The organism is Pseudomonas sp. SLBN-26, from assembly GCF_006715895.1.
GTDB lineage: Bacteria > Pseudomonadota > Gammaproteobacteria > Pseudomonadales > Pseudomonadaceae > Metapseudomonas > Metapseudomonas otitidis.
In genome coordinates this window covers 2,773,198-2,791,380 of sequence record NZ_VFOB01000001.1, presented here as the reverse complement: position 1 = coordinate 2,791,380, position 18,183 = coordinate 2,773,198, and the positions used below count along the sequence as shown (strand labels likewise).

At 67.4% G+C, this 18,183-nt stretch carries 18 protein-coding genes; 9 read left to right on the top strand and 9 right to left on the bottom strand.

Annotated elements, in window-relative coordinates; translation table 11 throughout:
- Positions 1–15 precede the first annotated feature (15 nt).
- On the top strand, positions 16–921 hold the full coding sequence (locus tag FBY21_RS12780) for a DMT family transporter (RefSeq protein ID WP_142011445.1): 906 nt from the start codon (positions 16–18) through the stop codon (positions 919–921).
- 9 nt (positions 922–930) lie between these two features.
- Positions 931–2,028, top strand: a complete 1,098-nt coding sequence (locus FBY21_RS12775) for a PLP-dependent cysteine synthase family protein (protein ID WP_142011442.1) — start codon at positions 931–933, stop codon at positions 2,026–2,028.
- Positions 2,029–2,076: 48 nt separating this feature from the next.
- Here the strand turns inward: FBY21_RS12775 and gap are convergent, their stop codons facing one another.
- Complete coding sequence (gene gap, locus FBY21_RS12770) at positions 2,077–3,093, bottom strand: type I glyceraldehyde-3-phosphate dehydrogenase (protein ID WP_142011439.1); 1,017 nt, start codon at positions 3,091–3,093, stop codon at positions 2,077–2,079.
- A gap of 107 nt (positions 3,094–3,200) precedes the next feature.
- A complete protein-coding gene (locus FBY21_RS12765) occupies positions 3,201–3,869 on the bottom strand; it encodes a COG3650 family protein (protein WP_142011436.1) in 669 nt (222 codons plus the stop codon).
- A 67-nt stretch (positions 3,870–3,936) separates the two neighbouring features.
- Here FBY21_RS12765 and FBY21_RS12760 point away from each other — a divergent pair, with 67 nt between their 5' ends.
- Positions 3,937–4,332 carry a DUF488 domain-containing protein gene (locus FBY21_RS12760; protein WP_142011434.1) on the top strand — a complete coding sequence of 132 codons (396 nt, stop codon included), beginning with the start codon at positions 3,937–3,939 and terminating at the stop codon, positions 4,330–4,332.
- Positions 4,333–4,336: 4 nt separating this feature from the next.
- On the opposite strand, the gene FBY21_RS12755 is transcribed toward FBY21_RS12760, so the two are convergent.
- On the bottom strand, positions 4,337–4,936 hold the full coding sequence (locus tag FBY21_RS12755) for a short chain dehydrogenase (protein WP_142011432.1): 600 nt from the start codon (positions 4,934–4,936) through the stop codon (positions 4,337–4,339).
- 113 nt (positions 4,937–5,049) lie between these two features.
- Between FBY21_RS12755 and FBY21_RS12750 the strand changes: the two genes are divergently transcribed.
- Positions 5,050–5,970 (top strand): LysR family transcriptional regulator, encoded by a 921-nt coding sequence (locus FBY21_RS12750; protein WP_142011429.1) that lies wholly within the window; start codon positions 5,050–5,052, stop codon positions 5,968–5,970.
- Between the two features lie 663 nt (positions 5,971–6,633).
- Here the strand turns inward: FBY21_RS12750 and FBY21_RS12745 are convergent.
- The 5 genes from FBY21_RS12745 to FBY21_RS12725 all read right to left on the bottom strand — a co-directional run bounded on the left by FBY21_RS12745 (position 6,634) and on the right by FBY21_RS12725 (position 11,520).
- Positions 6,634–7,335, bottom strand: a complete 702-nt coding sequence (locus FBY21_RS12745; protein ID WP_044413400.1) for an ABC transporter ATP-binding protein — start codon at positions 7,333–7,335, stop codon at positions 6,634–6,636.
- A 3-nt stretch (positions 7,336–7,338) separates the two neighbouring features.
- Positions 7,339–8,106: a high-affinity branched-chain amino acid ABC transporter ATP-binding protein LivG gene (gene livG, locus FBY21_RS12740; RefSeq protein ID WP_142011427.1), complete on the bottom strand. Its 768-nt coding sequence runs from the start codon at positions 8,104–8,106 to the stop codon at positions 7,339–7,341.
- A complete protein-coding gene (locus FBY21_RS12735) occupies positions 8,103–9,365 on the bottom strand; it encodes a high-affinity branched-chain amino acid ABC transporter permease LivM (RefSeq protein ID WP_142011425.1) in 1,263 nt (420 codons plus the stop codon). Before FBY21_RS12735 ends, livG begins: the two co-directional genes overlap by 4 nt.
- A complete protein-coding gene (livH, locus tag FBY21_RS12730; RefSeq protein ID WP_044413408.1) occupies positions 9,362–10,285 on the bottom strand; it encodes a high-affinity branched-chain amino acid ABC transporter permease LivH in 924 nt (307 codons plus the stop codon). The genes FBY21_RS12735 and livH overlap by 4 nt, the downstream gene beginning before the upstream one ends.
- 116 nt (positions 10,286–10,401) lie before the next feature.
- Positions 10,402–11,520: a branched-chain amino acid ABC transporter substrate-binding protein gene (locus FBY21_RS12725; RefSeq protein ID WP_142011423.1), complete on the bottom strand. Its 1,119-nt coding sequence runs from the start codon at positions 11,518–11,520 to the stop codon at positions 10,402–10,404.
- Positions 11,521–11,829: 309 nt separating this feature from the next.
- Here FBY21_RS12725 and FBY21_RS12720 point away from each other — a divergent pair, with 309 nt between their 5' ends.
- The 4 genes from FBY21_RS12720 to FBY21_RS12705 all read left to right on the top strand — a co-directional run bounded on the left by FBY21_RS12720 (position 11,830) and on the right by FBY21_RS12705 (position 14,395).
- Positions 11,830–12,147 (top strand): DUF2288 domain-containing protein, encoded by a 318-nt coding sequence (locus FBY21_RS12720; RefSeq protein WP_142011421.1) that lies wholly within the window; start codon positions 11,830–11,832, stop codon positions 12,145–12,147.
- A 69-nt stretch (positions 12,148–12,216) separates the two neighbouring features.
- Positions 12,217–12,585 carry a DUF5064 family protein gene (locus FBY21_RS12715; protein WP_044413417.1) on the top strand — a complete coding sequence of 123 codons (369 nt, stop codon included), beginning with the start codon at positions 12,217–12,219 and terminating at the stop codon, positions 12,583–12,585.
- A gap of 149 nt (positions 12,586–12,734) precedes the next feature.
- Positions 12,735–13,619: an NAD(P)-dependent oxidoreductase gene (locus tag FBY21_RS12710; RefSeq protein WP_142011418.1), complete on the top strand. Its 885-nt coding sequence runs from the start codon at positions 12,735–12,737 to the stop codon at positions 13,617–13,619.
- On the top strand, positions 13,616–14,395 hold the full coding sequence (locus FBY21_RS12705) for a hydroxypyruvate isomerase family protein (protein ID WP_142011415.1): 780 nt from the start codon (positions 13,616–13,618) through the stop codon (positions 14,393–14,395). Before FBY21_RS12710 ends, FBY21_RS12705 begins: the two co-directional genes overlap by 4 nt.
- Positions 14,396–14,410: 15 nt before the next feature.
- On the opposite strand, the gene FBY21_RS12700 is transcribed toward FBY21_RS12705, so the two are convergent.
- On the bottom strand, positions 14,411–16,576 hold the full coding sequence (locus tag FBY21_RS12700) for a putative bifunctional diguanylate cyclase/phosphodiesterase (protein WP_142011413.1): 2,166 nt from the start codon (positions 16,574–16,576) through the stop codon (positions 14,411–14,413).
- Positions 16,577–16,802: 226 nt separating this feature from the next.
- On the opposite strand from FBY21_RS12700, the gene FBY21_RS12695 reads away from it, so the two are divergent.
- Positions 16,803–18,140 (top strand): spinster family MFS transporter, encoded by a 1,338-nt coding sequence (locus FBY21_RS12695; RefSeq protein WP_142011411.1) that lies wholly within the window; start codon positions 16,803–16,805, stop codon positions 18,138–18,140.
- Positions 18,141–18,183 lie beyond the last annotated feature (43 nt).

Sequence of the window (18,183 nt, the reverse complement as noted above, 5' to 3'; positions counted from 1 at the left end):
TTCCGGAGATGGGGCATGGCGCAGCAGGCTCGGTGGGTGGCAGTGGTCTGCCTGGTGCTGGCTATGGCGCTGTGGGGCAGCTCGTTCATCGCCCTCAAGTTCGCTTTCCGCGAGGTGCCGTCGATGTGGGTGATCTTCGCCCGCATGGCCCTCGGCAGCCTGGTGTTCCTGCTGGCCTGGCGCTGGCGGGGGAGGGCTGAACCCCGGCCCGGCGACTGGAAGTACTTCCTGGCCCTGGGCGCCTGCGAGCCCTGCCTGTATTTCATCTTCGAAGCCCTGGCGCTGGAGCACACCAGTGCCTCCCAGGCGGGGATGATCACGGCGCTGTTGCCGCTGCTGGTGGCGGTGGGGGCCTACCTGTTCCTCCAGGAGCGCATCACCCGCACCACCCTGGCCGGCTTCCTGCTGGCGGTGCTCGGTGCAGTGTGGCTGAGCCTGGCCAGCGAGTCGGATGCCCATGCCCGCGCGCCCCTGCTGGGCAATTTCTATGAATTCCTCGCGATGCTCTGCGCCACCGGCTACACGCTGTTGCTCAAGCACCTTTCGTCGCGCTACTCGGCCTTCCACCTGACCGCCTTGCAGGCGTTCATCGGGGCCGGGTTCTTCCTGCCGGTGGCGCTGCTGGGCGAGCCCTTGCCCGCCGTCATCAGCCCGCTGGCGCTGGGGTCGATGGTCTACCTCGGCATCGTGGTCACCGTCGGCGCCTATGGCCTCTACAATTTCGGCGTGGGGCGCCTGCCGGCCAGCCAGGCCACCGGCTTCATCAACCTGATCCCGGTGTTCACCCTGATCTTCGCCATGCTGCTGCTGGACGAACGCCTCAGCCCTGCCCAGTTCTGCGCCGCTGCCCTGGTGTTCGCCGGGGTGGCCCTCAGCCAGTGGCGCAGCGCCCCGCCGGCCCCGGCCGGCATCCTCGATTGAGTACACACCATGCCCGCTGATTTCCGCCGTTGGACCCGCGACGCCATCCGCCTCATCGAGGCCGACTTCCAGCGCAGCGCCGATACCCACCTGATCCCCCTCGCGCTGCCGGGCTTCCCGGGTGTCGACCTGTATTTCAAGGACGAGTCCAGCCACCCCACCGGCAGCCTCAAGCACCGCCTGGCCCGTTCGCTGTTCCTCTATGCGCTGTGCAACGGCTGGCTGAAACCGGGGGCGCCGGTGATCGAGGCCTCCAGCGGCTCTACGGCGGTGTCCGAGGCCTACTTCGCGCGCCTGCTGGGGCTGCCGTTCATCGCCGTGATGCCGGCCAGCACTTCCCCGGAGAAGATCGCCCAGATCGCCTTCTATGGCGGCCGCAGCCACCTGGTGAGCGACCCGACGCAGATCTATGCCGAGTCCGAACGACTGGCGCGGGAGAGCGGCGGCCACTTCATGGACCAGTTCACCTACGCCGAGCGCGCCACCGACTGGCGGGCGAACAACAACATCGCCGAGTCGATCTTCCAGCAGATGCGCCACGAGCCGCACCCGGAGCCGAGCTGGCTGGTGTCCAGCCCCGGCACGGGCGGCACCCTGGCCACCCTCGGGCGCTACGTGCGCTACCGCCAGCACCCGACCCGGGTGCTGTGTGCCGACGCCGAGCGCTCGGTGTTCTTCGATGCCTACGTGAGCGGCGACCGCAACCTGACCCTGGGCTGCGGCTCGCGCATCGAGGGCATTGGCCGGCCTCGGGTCGAGGCGTCCTTCCTGCCCCAGGTGATCGATGCGATGGCCAAGGTGCCGGATGCGTTGTCCCTGGCGGCCATGCACTATCTGGCGCAGCGCCTGGGGCGGCGGGTCGGTGGCTCCAGCGGGACCAACCTGGTGGGCGCCTTGCGGGTGGCCGCAGACATGGCGGCCAAGGGCGAGCAGGGCTCGGTGGTGGCGATCCTCTGCGATGGCGGCGAGCGCTACGCGACCACCTACTACGATCCGGCCTGGCTGGCGAGCCAGGGGTTCGACCTCGAACCCCTGGTCGCGCAGATCGCCGCCTGCGCCGAGCAGGGCGCACCCCTGCCGGATTCGCTGGCGGTGGCCGGGCTCTGACAGGCTGTTGAAACGCTCACGGCGCTGCCGCAGCGCCGTGTGCGTCATTCAACGGCGTGCCGGGCCTCGCCCCCCTCGCCAGGCGAGTGCCACATCCAGCATGCGGTGGGCGAAGGCCCACTCGTTGTCGTACCAGGCGAGCACCTTCACCAGCTCGTCCTGCACCCGCGTCTGGGTCAGGTCGGCGACACAGGACACCGGGTAGCCGTTGAAGTCCACCGACACCAGCGGCAGCTCGTTGCAGCTCATCACCCCCTCCGGCAGGCGGAAGGCGCCTTCGCGCAGCGCGGCGTTGACCGCCTCGCGGGTGGTGGGGCGCTCGGCGATGAAGCTCAGGTCCACCAGCGAGACGTTGGGGGTCGGCACCCTCACCGCCAGGCCGTCGAGGCGCCCGGCCAGCTCCGGCAGCACCAGGCCGATGGCCCGTGCCGCGCCGGTGCTGGTGGGAATCATCGAGAGGGCGGCGGCACGCGCGCGGTAGAGGTCGTCGTGGGTCTTGTCCAGCAGGTTCTGGTCGTTGGTGTAGGCGTGCACCGTGGTCACCAGGCCGCTGCGGATGCCCACGGCGGCATGCAGCACCTTGGCCAGGGGCGCCAGGCAGTTGGTGGTGCAGGAGGCGTTGGAGACGATGCGCTGGTCGCCCAGCTGGTCGTGGTTGACCCCGTACACCACCGTCAGGTCGGCGCTGTCCAGCGGGTGGGAGAGCAGCACATGGGAGGCCCCGGCGGCCAGGTGCCGTTCCACCTGTTCGCGCTTCTTCATCCGCCCCGAGCATTCCAGCACCAGGTCCACCCCCAGGTCCGCCCAGGGCAGGTTGCCGGGTTCCGGCTCGGCCAGCAGGCGGATCGCCTGGGTGCCGACGTGCAGGTGGTCCTGGCGCAGTTCGAGGGGGCCGGCGAAGCGGCCGAAGGTGGAGTCGAAGCGGGTGAGGTGGGCGAGGGTGGCGAAATCGCCGAGGTCGTTGATGGCTTCGATCCGCACCTGCTGGTCGAGGCCCCGTTCGAACACGGCGCGGACAATGGCCCGGCCGATGCGTCCATACCCGTTCAATGCGATGCGCAGCATGACGTTCTCCTTCTTGCGTGTCCTGCCTGCAAGCTTAGGAGGTCATCGGCGAACGGGGGCCGCTCCGGCCCTGGGAACGGGCCGAGGCGGGGGAGGGAAACAACGGTTCAGTCGTTGCGGGCGCCGCCGAAAGCGGCACAGCCGCGCAGGGTCTTGCCGTCCAGGCGCAGTTCGGCGGAGAGGTGCTCGACGGCGCCGCTCATGCTGTCGACGCAGCGTTTCGGGGCGATCCACAGCTCCACCCGGCGGCCGTTGGCTTCGCTGGTGAGGTTGAAGCGGCCGTCGGGCAGTTGTTCTTCCATGTAGGGAATGGCCAGCGGCGGCTGCTCCGGCTGTTCCAGCACCAGGCCGGCGTTGCTGACGTTGACGTTCCAGGACGGCTCGTTGCCGCTGGCACGCAGCAGCAGGCGGCGGAAGTTCGGGTCGTCGCAGCCATGGCCTTCGCGCTGCAGGCGGTACAGGCGGCGCACGTCCAACTGACCATCGGCACCGGCCTTGCTCGCACCCAGCTGGCCGCCGAGGTCGGCGAACAGGGGGCCCGGCCCGTCGTCCAGGAGGGTGGCGGCTTCCTGCAGGATGCCGGTGGCCCCCACGTCGGTAATCACGAAGCGGCGCTGCTCCTGGCAGGGGCGGAACACCAGGCGTCCATCGCTGGCCTCCAGTTCGCCCTGCATCCGCTGCTGCGGGAGTTGCGGCGCCTTCTCCGGGCCGGTGAACACCTGGCAGCCGGCGAACAGGGGGATCAGACTGAACAGCAGGGGACGAACGATGCGCATGGGGGCCTCCTTGGGAAGCGGCCACGTTACCGGGGTGCCTCGGCGAGCTCAAGGGCGAGGAGGACGGATGATCCAGTGCAAGCGGGTTTATGAGCCCTGGGATGAAGGCGATGGCCAGCGGGTGCTGGTGGACCGGCTGTGGCCGCGCGGTTGCCGCAAGGAGGCGCTGGGGCTGGCGCTCTGGCAGAAGGCGGTGGCGCCTTCGGATGCGTTGCGCCGCGACTTCTGCCACGACCCCGAGCGCTTCGATGAATTCCGCCTGCGCTACCGGGGCGAGCTGGCGGCGCACCCGGAGCACTGGCAGGGGCTGCTGCAGATGGCGCGGGAAGGGACGCTGACCCTGCTCTACGCCGCCCGCGACGAGCAGGCCAACAACGCCCGGGTGCTGGCCGAGTTCCTCGAGGAGGAGCTGGACCGCGAAGGGCCGTCCAGCTCCCCGGTGTGCTACGGCGGCGAGGTGTAGCGGCTTACCAGACGCGGTACACCTGGCCGGTCTGGCCGCCTTCGGCGCTCTTGGCATAGGCCAGGGCTGCGACGGCTGCCGGCACGGCCTTGAAGCCGCGGAAGAACGGGCCGTAGGACGGCAGGGCCTCTTCGATCACCGTGGGGCTGACGCTGTTGATGCGCAGGCCGCGGGGTAGCTCGATGGCGGCGCTTTTCACGAAGCTGTCGATGGCGCCGTTGACCATGCTGGCCGAGGCGCCGGCGCGGATCGGGTCGTCGCTCAGCACCCCGGAGGTGAGGGTGAAGGAGCCGCCGTCGTTGATGAACTCGCGGCCGATCAGCACCAGGTTCACCTGGCCCATCAGCTTGTCCGCCAGGCCCTTGGCGAATTCCGCTTCGCCCATTTCCGCCAGGGCGCCGAAGTGCACCTTGCCGGTGGCGCTGATCAGCGCGTCGAAGCGCCCGGTCTGTTCGAACAGGCGGCGGATCGAGGCGGCATCGCGGATGTCCACCAGGAAGTCGCCGCTGCTGTGGCCGACGCGGACGATCTCGTGGCGCTCCTTGAGCTCGTTGTCGATGGCTTGGCCGATGGTGCCGCTGGCGCCGATGAGAAGGATCTTCATGAAGGGATTCCTGTGGCTGAGGGATGACGGAATCCAGTGTAGAGTCGCTTTTGTTTCCGATAAGCAGGGTAATCGGAAACCTTGGGTTTTCATTTGGAAACAGTGAGGGGCGCGTGAGCGAGCTCGACGACCTGGCGGCGTTCGCCGTCTTGCTGGAAGCGGGCAGCTTTACCCGCGCGGCCGAACGGCTGGGGTGCAGCAAGGGGCAGTTGTCCAAGCGCATCCGTCATCTGGAGGAGGGGCTGGGCACGACGCTGTTGCACCGCACCACCCGGCGCCTGGACCTGACGGCGGCTGGCGCCGCGCTGTTGCCCCAGGCCCGCGCTCTGGTGGCCCAGGCGGAGGCGGCACGGCAGGCGGTGAAGCGCCTGCAGGAGGAGGTGGCCGGTCGGGTGCGGATCAGCGTGCCGGTCTCCCTGGGGGAGACCTTCTTCGATGCGCTACTGCTGGACTTCACCCGCCAGTACCCGGCGGTGCGGGTGGAACTGGACCTGAGCAATGCCTACCGCGACCTGATTGCCGAGGGCTTCGACCTGGGCGTGCGCAGCGGCCCGCACCAGGACGAGCGGCTGGTGGCCCGGCCGCTGTTCTCCCTGGAGGAAATTACCTGCGCCGCACCGGCCTACCTGGCCCGCCACGGCGAGCCCCACGCCCCGGCGGAGCTGGCCGGTCATCAGTGCCTGCTGAACACTCACTACGCCGGCTACGAGGAGTGGCTCTACCACCGCCAGCACCAGCTGGAGCGGGTGCAGGTGGCGGGCAACCTCGCCAGCAACCACTACAGCCTGCTGAAGAAGGCCGCCCTGGCCGGCGCCGGCATCGCCCGGCTGCCGTCCTACATGCTGCACGACGAACTGGCGGATGGCCGCCTGGTGTGGCTGCTGCGTGGGTACCGCACCCGGCAGTCGCCGGTGTTCCTCGTGCATCCCTACCAGAGCGGCCTGCCCCGCCGTACCCAGGTGCTGGTGGACTACCTGCTGGACTGGTTCGAGCGCAGCCGCCAGGCCCTCGACCGGCTGGAGCTCGGGGCATAGGGCGGAGTCATCTGCAATGCCATGGGCGCAGGCTCGGTGGGAGCTGCCCCGGTGTGATGCGCTTCGTGCCTCAGCACATCCTACGAACCGACGTCACCCGTAGGATGGGCTGAGCTGTGCGAAGCCCATGGTGTCCAGGCGGTTGCCGGCTAAACGCCGCAGGCTGGGCCGCGCTTCATCGGTCCACCGTTGTGCGCCCAGCCAGGCATCGATGGTGGATGGGAAGAGCGCCATCCCGCTACAACCCCGTGATGCGCTTCGTGCCTCAGCACATCCTACGAGCCGACGTCACCCGTAGGATGGGCTGAGCTGTGCGAAGCCCATGGTGTCCAGGCGGTTGCCGGCTAAATGCCGCAGGGCGGACCGCGCGTGATCGGTCCACCGTCGTGCGTCCAGCCAAGGCACCGATGGTGGATGGGAAGAGCTGCAACCCCGTGCCCTGGTGTGATGCGTCTCGTGCCTCAGCGCATCCTACGAGCCGACGTCACCCGTAGGATGGGCTGAGCTGTGCGAAGCCCATCGTTCCCAGGCGATTGCCGGCTAAACGCCGCAGGGTGGACCGCGCTTCGTCGGTCCACCATCGTGCGCCCAGCCAGGCTCCGGGGCTCTGGCGACACAAACGAAAACGGCCCCTTCCGGGGCCGTTGTCGTGTCGCTGCGGGATCAGCCGCCCAGGTACGCGTCGCGCACCTTGGGGTCGGTCAGCAGGGCTTCACCGGTGCCCTGCATGACGATCCGTCCGTTCTCCAGTACGTAGCCGCGATCCGCCAGCTTGAGCGCCTGGTTGGCGTTCTGCTCGACGAGGAACACGGTCACGCCATCACGGCGCAGCTGTTCGATGATGTCGAAGATCTGCTGGATGATGATCGGCGCCAGGCCCAGGGACGGCTCGTCCAGCAGCAGCAGCTGGGGCTTGCTCATCAGCGCGCGGCCGATGGCGAGCATCTGCTGTTCGCCGCCGGACATGGTGCCGGCGCGCTGGGCATAGCGTTCCTTGAGGCGCGGGAACAGGTGCAGGATCTTGTCCAGCTGCTCCTGGTAGTCACCCTTGGGCGTGAAGAAACCGCCCATGGCCAGGTTCTCCTCGACGGTCAGGCGGGCGAACACACGGCGGCCTTCCGGCACCACCGCGATGCTCTTGCGCATGATGTCGCTGGACTCCTGGCCCACCAGCTCCTCGCCGAGGTAGCGGATGCTGCCGCTGGCCGCACGCGGCGAGCCGCAGAGGGTCATCAGCAGGGTGGACTTGCCGGCGCCGTTGGCACCGATCAGGGTGACGATCTCGCCACGGCTGACTTCCATGCTGACGTCGTGCAGCGCCTGGACCTTGCCGTAGAAGGTGGAAACCTTGTCGAAACTCAGCATGACTCAGGCCTCCCCCAGATAGGCTTTGATCACATCCGGGTTGCTGCGGATCTGCTCCGGCGTACCGTCGGCCAGGGGCGTGCCCTGGTTGATCACGTAGATGTGGTCGGAAATGCTCATCACCAGGTGCATGTCGTGCTCGATCAGTAGCACGGTGACGTTGTGCTCGTTGCGCAGCAGGGCGATCAGCGCCTTCAGGTCCTCGGTCTCGCGCGGGTTCAGGCCGGCGGCGGGCTCGTCGAGCATGAGGATGCGCGGGCGCGTCATCATGCAGCGGGCGATCTCCAGCCGGCGCTGCTGGCCGTAGGCGAGGGTGCCGGCGGGGCGGTTGGCCACGTCGGTGAGGTTGACCTGCTCCAGCCAGTGCGCCGCCAGGTCCATGGCCTCGCGTTCGCTCCTGCGGAAGCCCGGGGTCTTGAACAGGCCGGCCAGGAAATTGGTGTTGAGGTGGCGGTGCTGGGCGACCAGCAGGTTCTCCACCGCCGTCATTTCCTTGAACAGGCGGACGTTCTGGAAGGTGCGGACCACACCCTTGCGGGCGATCTTGTGGCCCGGCAGGCCGGCGATCTGCTCGCCGTCCAGCAGGATGCTGCCCCCGGTCGGCTGGTAGAAGCCGGTGAGGCAGTTGAACACGGTGGTCTTGCCGGCGCCGTTGGGGCCGATCATCGAGACCACCTGCTTTTCTTTGACGTTCAGGGCCACACCATTGACGGCCAGCAGGCCGCCGAAGCGCATGGAGAGGCCGCTTACTTCGAGGATGGTGCGGCTCATTGCTTCAGCTCCAGGTGGGGACGCTGCATGGGCAGGAGGCCCTGCGGACGCCAGATCATCATCAGCACCATCAGGGCGCCGAACATCAGCATGCGGTACTCGTTGAATTCACGGGCGAGTTCCGGCAGCAGGATCATCACCACCGCAGCGAGGATCACCCCCAGCTGCGAGCCCATGCCGCCCAGCACCACGATGGCGAGGATGATCGCCGACTCGATGAAGGTGAAGGACTCAGGGGTCACCAGGCCCTGGCGCGCGGCGAAGAAGCTGCCGGCGAAACCGGCGAAGCAGGCGCCCAGGGTAAAGGCCGAGAGCTTGATCACGGTGGGGTTCATCCCCAGCGCGCGGCAGGCGATCTCGTCTTCGCGCAGCGCTTCCCAGGCACGGCCGATGGGCATGCGCAGGAGGCGGTTGATCACGAACAGGGTCAGCAGCACCAGCAGCAGCGCCACCAGGTAGAGGAACACCACCTTGTACTGGGAGTTGTAGGCAATCCCGAAGTACTCGTGGAAGGTCTGCATGCCCTCGGCCGCGCGACGCTCGAAGGTGAGGCCGAACAGGCTGGGCTTCTCGATGTTGCTGATGCCGTTGGGGCCGCCGGTGATCTCGGTGAGGTTGCGCAGCAGGATGCGGATGATCTCGCCGAAGCCGAGGGTCACGATGGCCAGGTAGTCACCGCGCAGGCGCAGCACCGGGAAGCCCAGCAGGAAGCCGAACAGCGCGGCCATCATGCCGGCGATCGGCAGGCACACCCAGAAGCCCAGGCCGTAGTAGTGCGACAGCAGCGCGTAGCTGTAGGCGCCCACGGCGTAGAAGCCGACGTAGCCCAGGTCCAGCAGGCCGGCGAGGCCGACCACGATGTTCAGGCCGAGGCCGAGCATCACGTAGATCAGGATCAGCGTGGCGATGTCCACCGCACCGCGCGAGCCGAAGAACGGCCAGGCGAGGGCGACCACGATCAGGCCGAGGATGATCCAGCGCTGGGTGGAGGGCAGGGTGAGGAAGTTGGTGGCCTTGTCCGACAGCTTCGGCCGGCTCGGGGCCTTGCTCCAGGCTTCGGTCAGCTGGTTGCGGAACAGCTGCCAGAAGAACATGGCGATGGCACAGCCGGCGATGGTCCAGAGCACGGCGGGGCTTGCGCCCTGCACCTGCAGGTTGATGCCCACGGTGGTGAGCTTCAGGCCCAGCACCGGGTAGGCGACCGCGATGACCAGCAGGGCGCTGAAGAGAGCGGTCTTGAGGTTCTTGGCGGTGTTCATACCTTCTCCACCTCCGGACGACCGAGGATGCCGGTGGGGCGGAACAGCAGGACCAGGACCAGCAGGCTGAAGGACACCACGTCCTTGTACTGGTCACCGAACACATCGGCGCCGAAGGCTTCGGCCACGCCGAGCACCAGGCCGCCGAGCATGGCGCCGGGGATGCTGCCGATGCCGCCGAGTACCGCGGCGGTGAAGGCCTTGATGCCGGCGAGGAAGCCCAGGTGCGGGTTGATCACGCCGTATTGCATGCCCAGCAGCACCGCGGCGATGGCGGCCAGGGTGGCGCCGATGACGAAGGTGAGGGCGATGATGTTGTTGGTGTTGATCCCCAGCAGGTTGGCCATCTTGATGTCCTCGGCGCAGGCGCGGCAGGCGCGGCCCAGGCGGGAACGGGAGATGAACTGGGTGAGGCCGAACATGACCAGGAAGGTGACGACGAAGATCAGCACCTGCATGTACGAGATGGTGACCCCGTTCATGGTGCTTTCGCCGAACACGAAGTTGCCCGGCAGCAGGTTCGGGATCGCCTTGTCCTTGGAATCCTGGGCGAGCAGGACTTCGTTCTGCAGGAAGATCGACATGCCGATGGCGGAGATCAGCGGGATCAGGCGGTTGCTGCCGCGCAGCGGCCGATAGGCCACCCGTTCGATGCTGTAGCCGTAGGCACTGGCGACGATGATGCTGGCGCTGAAGGCCGCCACCATCAGGAGAGGCAGGCTGTCGAGACCGAGCATGGTGAGCCCGGCGATGGCGATGAAGGCTACGTACGAGCCGATCATGTAAACCTCGCCGTGGGCGAAGTTGATCATGCCGATGATGCCGTAGACCATGGTGTAGCCGATGGCGATCAGGGCATAGGTGCTGCCAACGGTCAGGCCGTTAACCAGCTGTTGCAGGTAGTGATAGAGATCAGGCATTCCCCAACTCCTCGGGCATCACGTAAAGCGGCGCTTGTGGCGCAGCGGAGCCCGTAAAACTCGGATAAACAAAGCCCACTGCGGATGCAGTGGGCTCTGGGCTTAAGGCGGGAAGCTTATTTGGCTTCGGTCTTGGTGCCGTCCTTGTGCCACTCGTACACCACGAAGCTGAAGTCCTTCAGATCGCCCTTCTTGTCGAAGGAGAGGGTGCCGGTCGGGGTTTCGAAAGTGTTGGAGCGCAGGGCTTCAGCCACCTTGGCGGTGTCGTCGCCAGCCTTCTTGATGCCTTCGGCAATGACTTGCACGGCGGCGTAGGCCGGGAACACGAACGGACCGGTGGGGTCTTCGTTCTTGGCCTTGAAGGCCTCTACCAGGGCCTGGTTCTTCGGATCCTGGTCGAAGGACTTCGGCAGGGTCACCAGCAGGCCTTCGGAAGCCGGGCCGGCGATGGCGGAGATTTCCTTGTTGCCGACGCCTTCCGGGCCCATGAAGCGAGCGCTCAGGCCTTTTTCGGAAGCCTGGCGCAGCAGCAGGCCCAGCTCGGGGTGGTAGCCGCCGTAGTAGACGAAGTCGACATTGGCCTGCTTCAGCTTGGCGATCAGGGCGGAGAAGTCCTTGTCGCCGGCGTTGATGCCTTCGAACAGGGCCACCTTGCCGCCCTTGGCTTCCAGGGTCTGCTTCACGGCCGTGGCGATGCCTTCGCCGTACTGCTGCTTGTCGTGGATGACGGCGACGTTTTTCGGCTTGATGTGGTCAGCGATGAAGTTGCCGGCGGTCGGGCCTTGCAGGCTGTCCAGGCCGATGGTGCGGAACACCAGCTGGTAGCCACGGGCGGTGATCTCGGGGCTGGTGGAGGCCGCGGTGATCATCAGGATGCCTTCGTCTTCGTAGATGTCGGACGCAGGCTGGGTGGAGCTGGAGCACAGGTGGCCAACGACGTACTTCACGCCATCGTTGACGATCTTGTTGGCCACGGCGACCGCTTGCTTCGGATCGCACGCGTCGTCGTAGACCACGCCTTCGAGTTGAGCGCCGTTCACCCCGCCGGCCTTGTTGATCTGCTCGATCGCCATCTTGGCGCCGATGAACTGCATTTCACCGTACTGGGCGACCGCACCGGTCACCGGGCCGGCCAGGGCGATCTTGATGGTGTCGGCCGCTACGGAGTAGCTGGCGGCACCGGCGAGGGCCATGGCGGCGAACAGATTGGAAAGCTGCTTGGTAGCCTTGTTCATAGTGCTCCACTCGTATGTTTATCGTTGTTGTTGTCCTGGTTGCCTGAAAGCAGAGGACAGGGTCCTTTTTGTCACCCCGCCGAGTCCTGCGGCAACTGTACCGGTACAGTGTAGAGTGCCGATTTGCGGCTTGAAAAGCCGACAGGAGGGTGCGGAATGTTCCTATGTCGCCTAATCGCAACAAACGTATAGAAATACGGCGTGCCCTGAAGGACGCAGGAAGCGTCTGGCTGCACTTGTGAACAAGATGACGGGCGTTGGTTATCATTGCCCGCCCTGCAACCGTTACTTTCCCACTCAGAGCAAGCCATGAACGAATCCTCAAGCACCCTCTATGCCAAGCTGCTCGGCGAAACCGCCGCCATCACCTGGGAGGAGCTGCAGCCCTTCTTCGCCCGTGGGCAACTGCTCTGGGTCGAGGGTCAGGAGGATCTGGTCGGCGTCGCCCTGGCCGTGGCCGAGGACGACAAGCCCCAGGTCGCGGTGCTGCTGCAGGCCGGCAAGCTGGAGCGCGTGGAAGAGTCCCGGGCACGCGACCTGCTGGAGCGTGACCCCACCCTCTGGGCCGTGGTGGTGGCGCCCTGGGTGCTGGTGCAGGAGCGCCTGGAGGCACCGGCCCGTCACTGAGGGCTGCGGCCTGCCGGCAAAGGCCGTCTAGACTCCTTCCACCCCGATCGTCTCTCAAGGAGCTTCACCATGTTCGAACCCGGCCACCTGCACCGTGCCAGCATTCCCGGGCTGCCCAACCAGCCGGAGTTCTCCATCGACCTCTATTACGAGGTCCGGCGTGATGCGGAGGAAGGCACCATGCTGCACTTCCGCATGGTGGGCGTGATCAATGGCGTGAGCTTCGAGGAAACCTTCGAGTTGCACCGGGATACCGCCTTCAACTTCGCCAGCGTCGCCACCCGCATTGCCAACAAGCACGGGCTGCACACCAGCGTCGGGCCGATCGTGCACAACCACCAGGAGTTCGATGCGATGTTCGAGGACATCCGTCAGAAGCTGGGGGCGGAACCCGGCGAGCCGGTGAACCTGGATCACCTGCAGAAGGACGGCCTCTGACCCATATCGGTGCGCACTCCTGGTGCGCACCGTTACCTTTCGCACCGTTGAGGTGCATTTTTCCTGCTGGGTGACACACCGATTTCCGGGGCGGTGCACGGCCTGGGCAGCCGGTTAAGATAGGCGCTTCCGCCCGACTGGAGCTCAGCATGTCGTTACCCCGCATCGCCTTCGCCGGCATCGGCCTCATGGGCCTGCCGATGACCCGCCGCCTGCTGGCCGCCGGCTTCCCCCTCACGGTCTGGAACCGGACTCCCGACAAATGCACACCCCTGCTGGAACTCGGTGCACGCTGTGCCGAAACCCCGGCCGAGCTGTGTGCCGATGCCGACATCCTCATGCTCTGCCTGGCCGACACGGCCGTGGTGCGTGAGGTGGTGTTCGGGCTGGGGGGCGTGGTGGAAGGGGCGCGGGCCGGGCAGGTGCTGGTGGACTTCTCCAGCCTCGAACCGGCGGCGACCCGCGAGATGGCCGCCGAACTGGAGCGACGCACCGGCGTGCACTGGATCGATGCACCGGTTTCCGGTGGCACCCCGGGTGCCGAGGCCGGCACCCTGGCGATCATGGCCGGTGGCCGCGAGGAGGATGTGGAGCGGGTGCGCCCCGTGCTCGCGCACCTGGGGCAGCGTCTGACGCGTATGGGCGAGGTCGGTGCCGGCCAGGTGACCAAGGTCTGCAACCAGATGATCGTCGCCTGCAATGCCCTGGTGATTGCCGAGGTGGTGGCCCTGGCGGAGAAGGCCGGGGTCGATGCCAGTCTGCTGGCGCCGGCACTGGCCGGCGGCTTCGCCGACTCGCGGCCCTTGCAGATCCTGGCGCCGCAGATGGCCGAAAGCTGCTTCGAGCCGGTCAAATGGCATGTCCGCACTTTGCTCAAGGACCTGGACACCGCCACCCGCCTGTCCCGCGAGGAGGGCAGTGCCACCCCCATGAGCGGGCTCGCCGCGCAGCTCATGCGCCTGCATGGCAGCCAGGGCAACCTGGAGCGCGACCCCGCGACCCTGATCGAACTCTACCGAGAGGAGCACCCATGAAGGTTTCCGCCAACCTGTCGCTGCTGTTCACCGAGCTGCCCCTGATCGAACGCATCGGCGCTGCCGCCGAGGCGGGTTTCGACGGCGTGGAGATCCAGTTCCCCTACGAGCTGCCTGCCGGCGAGCTGAAGGCCGCCCTGGACCAGGCCGGCCTGCCGCTGGTGCTCATCAACCTGCCCGCCGGCGACCTGATGCAGGGCGGCGCCGGGCTGGCCGCCGTGCCGGTCCAGCAGGACGCCTTCGACGCCGCCCTGCGCCATGCCTACACCTACGCCGCGCTGGTGCAGCCGCAGTGCGTCAACGTACTGCCCGGGCGCCTGGCCAATGGCGTGTCGCGACCCGAGGCGCTGGCCACGCTGGTGGCCAACCTGCGCAAGGCCGCCGACACCTTCCACCCGCTGGGCATCCAGGTGCTGGCCGAGGCGATCAACCCCTTCGACATGCCGGGCTTCCTCATCAACACCCCCGAGCAGTTGCTGGAGCTGGTGCGCTCGGTGGAAAGCCCCAACTTCGCCGCCCAGCTGGATCTCTATCACCTGGCCCGCCAACAACTGGACCCGGTCGCGGCAATCCGCCTGCTGGGCGACGCCATCGGCCATGTGCAGTTCGCCGACCACCCCGGACGCGGCACCCCCGGCAGCGGTGAGCTGGATTTCGCCCCGGCGCTCGCCGCCCTGGCCGAGGTGGGATACGCCGGCTGGCTTGGCGCCGAGTATCGCCCCGGCGGGCCGACCCGCGACGGGCTCGACTGGTTGCCGCGCTTCAAGGCCGCGTGACCGAATGGGCCGGCCTCAGGCGAAGTTGAGGGCCGGCCCCTCGCCCCACTCCTCCAGCAGCGGACGCAGGTCCGCCAGCAATCGGGGGCGACTCAGCAGGTAGCCCTGGATGAAGTCGCAGCCCAGCCCGCGCAGCAACTCCAGCTGCGCCTCGCTTTCCACCCCTTCGGCCACCACCTGCAGGCGCAGGGTATGGGCCATGCCGATGATGGCCTGGACGATCTCCATGTCCGCGTGGGCGTGGGGCAGGTCCTGGATGAAGCAGCGGTCGATCTTCAGCGTGTCCAGTGGCAGGCGCTTGAGGTAGGCCAGGGACGAGTAGCCGGTGCCGAAGTCGTCGATGGAGATGGCCACGCCTTGGTCGCGGATGCGCTGCAGTAGGGTCAGGGCCTGGTTGATGTTGCTCATCAGCGCGTTCTCGGTCACCTCCAGTTCCAGCCGGTTGGCGGCCAGCCCCGACAAGGCCAGGGCCTCGGCCACGCGGTCTGCGAGTTCGTCCTGGCACAGGTTCAGGGCCGAGCAGTTGACCGCCACCCGCAGGCCGTCGTGCCCCAGCTCTGCCAGCTCGCGGCAGGCACGGCGCAGCACCCAGGCGTCCAGCTCGGTGATGAAACCGTTGGCCTCGGCAATGCCGACGAACCGGTCCGGCGTCAGCAGGCCATGCTGCGGATGACGCCAGCGCACCAGGGCCTCCAGCTTGCCCAGGCGGTTGCCGGCCAGGGCGAGGATGGGCTGGTAATGCAGCTCCAGCTCACGGTCTTCGGCCAGGGCGCGGCGCAGCTCTTCCTCCAGCTGCAACTCGACGGTGGCCTTGTGCTTCAGGTGGCGGCTGAAGAAGTGCAGGTTGTTGCGGCCGCTGCCCTTGGATTGGTACAGCGCCAGGTCCGCGTGCTTGAGCAGTTCCTCGCAGCTCTCGCCGTCCTCGGGGAACAGGCTGATGCCGATGCTGGTGGTCATCACCATCTTCCGTCCGGCCAGCTCGATGGGCTCCTTGAGCGCCTGCATCACCCGCTGGGCCAGCACCCGTGCCTCTTCCGGGCGGTGCAGGCCGGCGAGGATGCAGAACTCGTCGCCGCCCAGCCGGGCGATCAGGTCCTCGTCCCGCAGCATCGCTGCGATGCGCTCGGCCACGGCCTTGAGCAGGGCATCGCCGGCATCGTGGCCGAGGCTGTCGTTGATCCGCTTGAAGTGGTCGATGTCGAGGAACATCACCGCCAGCGACTGCCGGGTGCGGCCGTGGATCGCCAGCCGCTCGGCGAACACCTCGTTGAAGGCCCGGCGGTTGGGCAGGTTGGTCAGCGGGTCGACATGGGCGACTTTCTGCAACACCGCCTTGGCCTGGTCCAGTTGCTTGAGCAGGCTGCCGACGCGCTCCAGGTCCTGGTCGCGGCGCTGCAACTGGCGATCGGCCCAGGCGGCGCCGAGGCCGAAGAACAGGCTGAGGAAGGCGATCAGTCCGACGCTCACGGCCATCGCCAGGTTCTGCGCGGGGGGCTGCAGGTGCAGTTCGGTGCCGGGGGACACGGTCAGCTCCAGCGCCCACATGCCGGTGAAATGCATGGAAACGATGGCCCCGCCCATCACCAGGCTGGCCGGGATGCGCAGGCGGTGGTTGAGGCTGTCATCGCGGCCGCGGAAGAACACCGCCAGCATCAGCGCCACCAGGCTGGTGACCACGGCCACGTCGATGGAAAGCATGAACAGCTCGGGGCGGTAGGTCTGGGTGGCTTCCGAGCGGATCGCCGCCATGCCGGTGTAATGCATGCAGGCGATGCCCAGGCCCAGGGTCAGCGAGCCGGCCAGGTAGTGCCGGGGCCCCAGTTGCGGATGGCCCAGGGTGCGCATCGTCGCCAGGGAGACGCCGATCACCACCAGCAGGGAGAGGGCGGTCACCAGGGCGTCGTAATGCAGCACCACCGGCGCTTCGAAGGCCAGCATGGCGATGAAGTGCATGGACCAGATGCCCCCGCCCAGGCACAGCGCGCCGATCCAGTACCAGCGTCGTCGGGCTGCCGGGTCGGCCACGTTGGCCACGCGCTCGCCCATGCTCAGCGCGGTGTAGGCGGCGGCGCTGGCCACCAGGAAGGCCAGCAGCACCAGCCAGCCGTTGTGTGTGCAGTCCAGCAGGCGCACCTGCCCCTCGGGGAGTTCGTTGCTGATGCGCAACCCGAGCCATTCCATTGCCTGTTGCCTCCACGACGGGGCGTGCCGATCCGTTTGAGTATCGGCCAGCCCCATCCACCCGCCACGGCTGCCCGGCGCCGTACGACGAGTGGTCGGGGAGGGCGCCATCGTTCGCCATAACCAGCGCGAATGTTCGCAGACAGCCGCAAGGCGAGTCTCTAGATTCGGCCTTACAAGCCCGGCAGGCGGTCTGCCGGGTCACCAACAACAAAGAGACCGACCCATGCAGCCTTCCCCGCAAGCGGCCAATGCCTGGCGCGTGCTGTTTCTGTTGTTCCTGGCCAACCTGTTCAACTTCTTCGATCGCACCATCCCCGCGATCATCATCGAGCCGGTGCGCCACGAGTGGAGCCTGAGTGATTTCCAGCTGGGGCTGATCGGCACCGCCTTCACCCTGGTCTACGCCGTGGCCGGCCTGCCCCTCGGGCGCATGGCCGACACCGGCTCGCGGAAGAAGATCATGGGCTGGGGCCTGGCGGTGTGGAGCGGGCTGACGGCGGTGAACGCCCTGGCGTGGAATTTCTGGAGCTTCCTGCTGATCCGCATGGGGATCGGCATCGGCGAAGCCAGCTACGCCCCGGCGGCCAACTCGCTGATCGGCGACCTGTTCCCGCCGAACAAGCGCGCCCGCGCCATGGGGCTGTTCATGCTCGGCCTGCCGCTGGGGCTGCTGCTGGCCTTCTTCACCATCGGTGCGATGGTGCAGGCCTTCGGCAGCTGGCGGGCGCCCTTCGTCATCGCGGCGATTCCGGGGCTGATCCTCGCGGTGTTCATGTTCTTCATCAAGGAGCCGCAGCGCGGCGCCGCCGACAACCGCACCCAGGACCAGACGCCGCTGGACCGCCCGCTGCGCCGGGTGCTGTCGATCCGCACCTTCTGGTGGCTGACCCTGGCGGGGCTGACCTTCAACTTTGCCACCTACGCCTGCAACTCGTTCATGGTGCCGATGCTGCAGCGCTACTTCCTGATGTCCCTGCAGGGGGCTGCCGTCGCCACTGGCATCATCGCCGGCCTCACCGGGCTGGTCGGCCTGACCCTGGGCGGCTGGCTGGCCGACAAGGCCCACGAGAAGTCCGAACGCGGCCGCCTGCTGCTGGCCACCGGCAGCCTGCTGGTGGCGACCCTGGCCACCGGCTTCGCGCTGTTCTCCGGGCGCATCGAGGTGGGGGTGTTCGTGGGCGTGTTCAGCATTGGCTGGCTGTTCGCCTATACCTTCTATACCTGCGTCTACACCGCCATCCAGGACGTGGTGGAGCCGCGCCTGCGGGCCACGGCCATGGCGCTGTTCTTCGCCGGCCTCTACCTGCTGGGTGGTGGCCTGGGGCCGGTGGTGGTGGGGCTGCTGTCGGACCACTTCGCCCATGCGGCGATGTATGCCGCCGGTGCCAGCGAGATGACCGAGGCCTTCAAGGCCGTGGGCCTGCACGATGCCATGTACCTGATCCCGGTGGCCCTGGGGCTGACCACCCTGGCCCTGTTCCAGGCAGCGCGCTGCTTCGGGCAGGACGCCCGGCGCATGCGCGCAGGGCAGCAGCCGGCGGCGCAGGCCGCGCTGGCCTGATGCCGCAGAAACGAAAAAGCGCGCCGAGGCGCGCTTTTTCGTG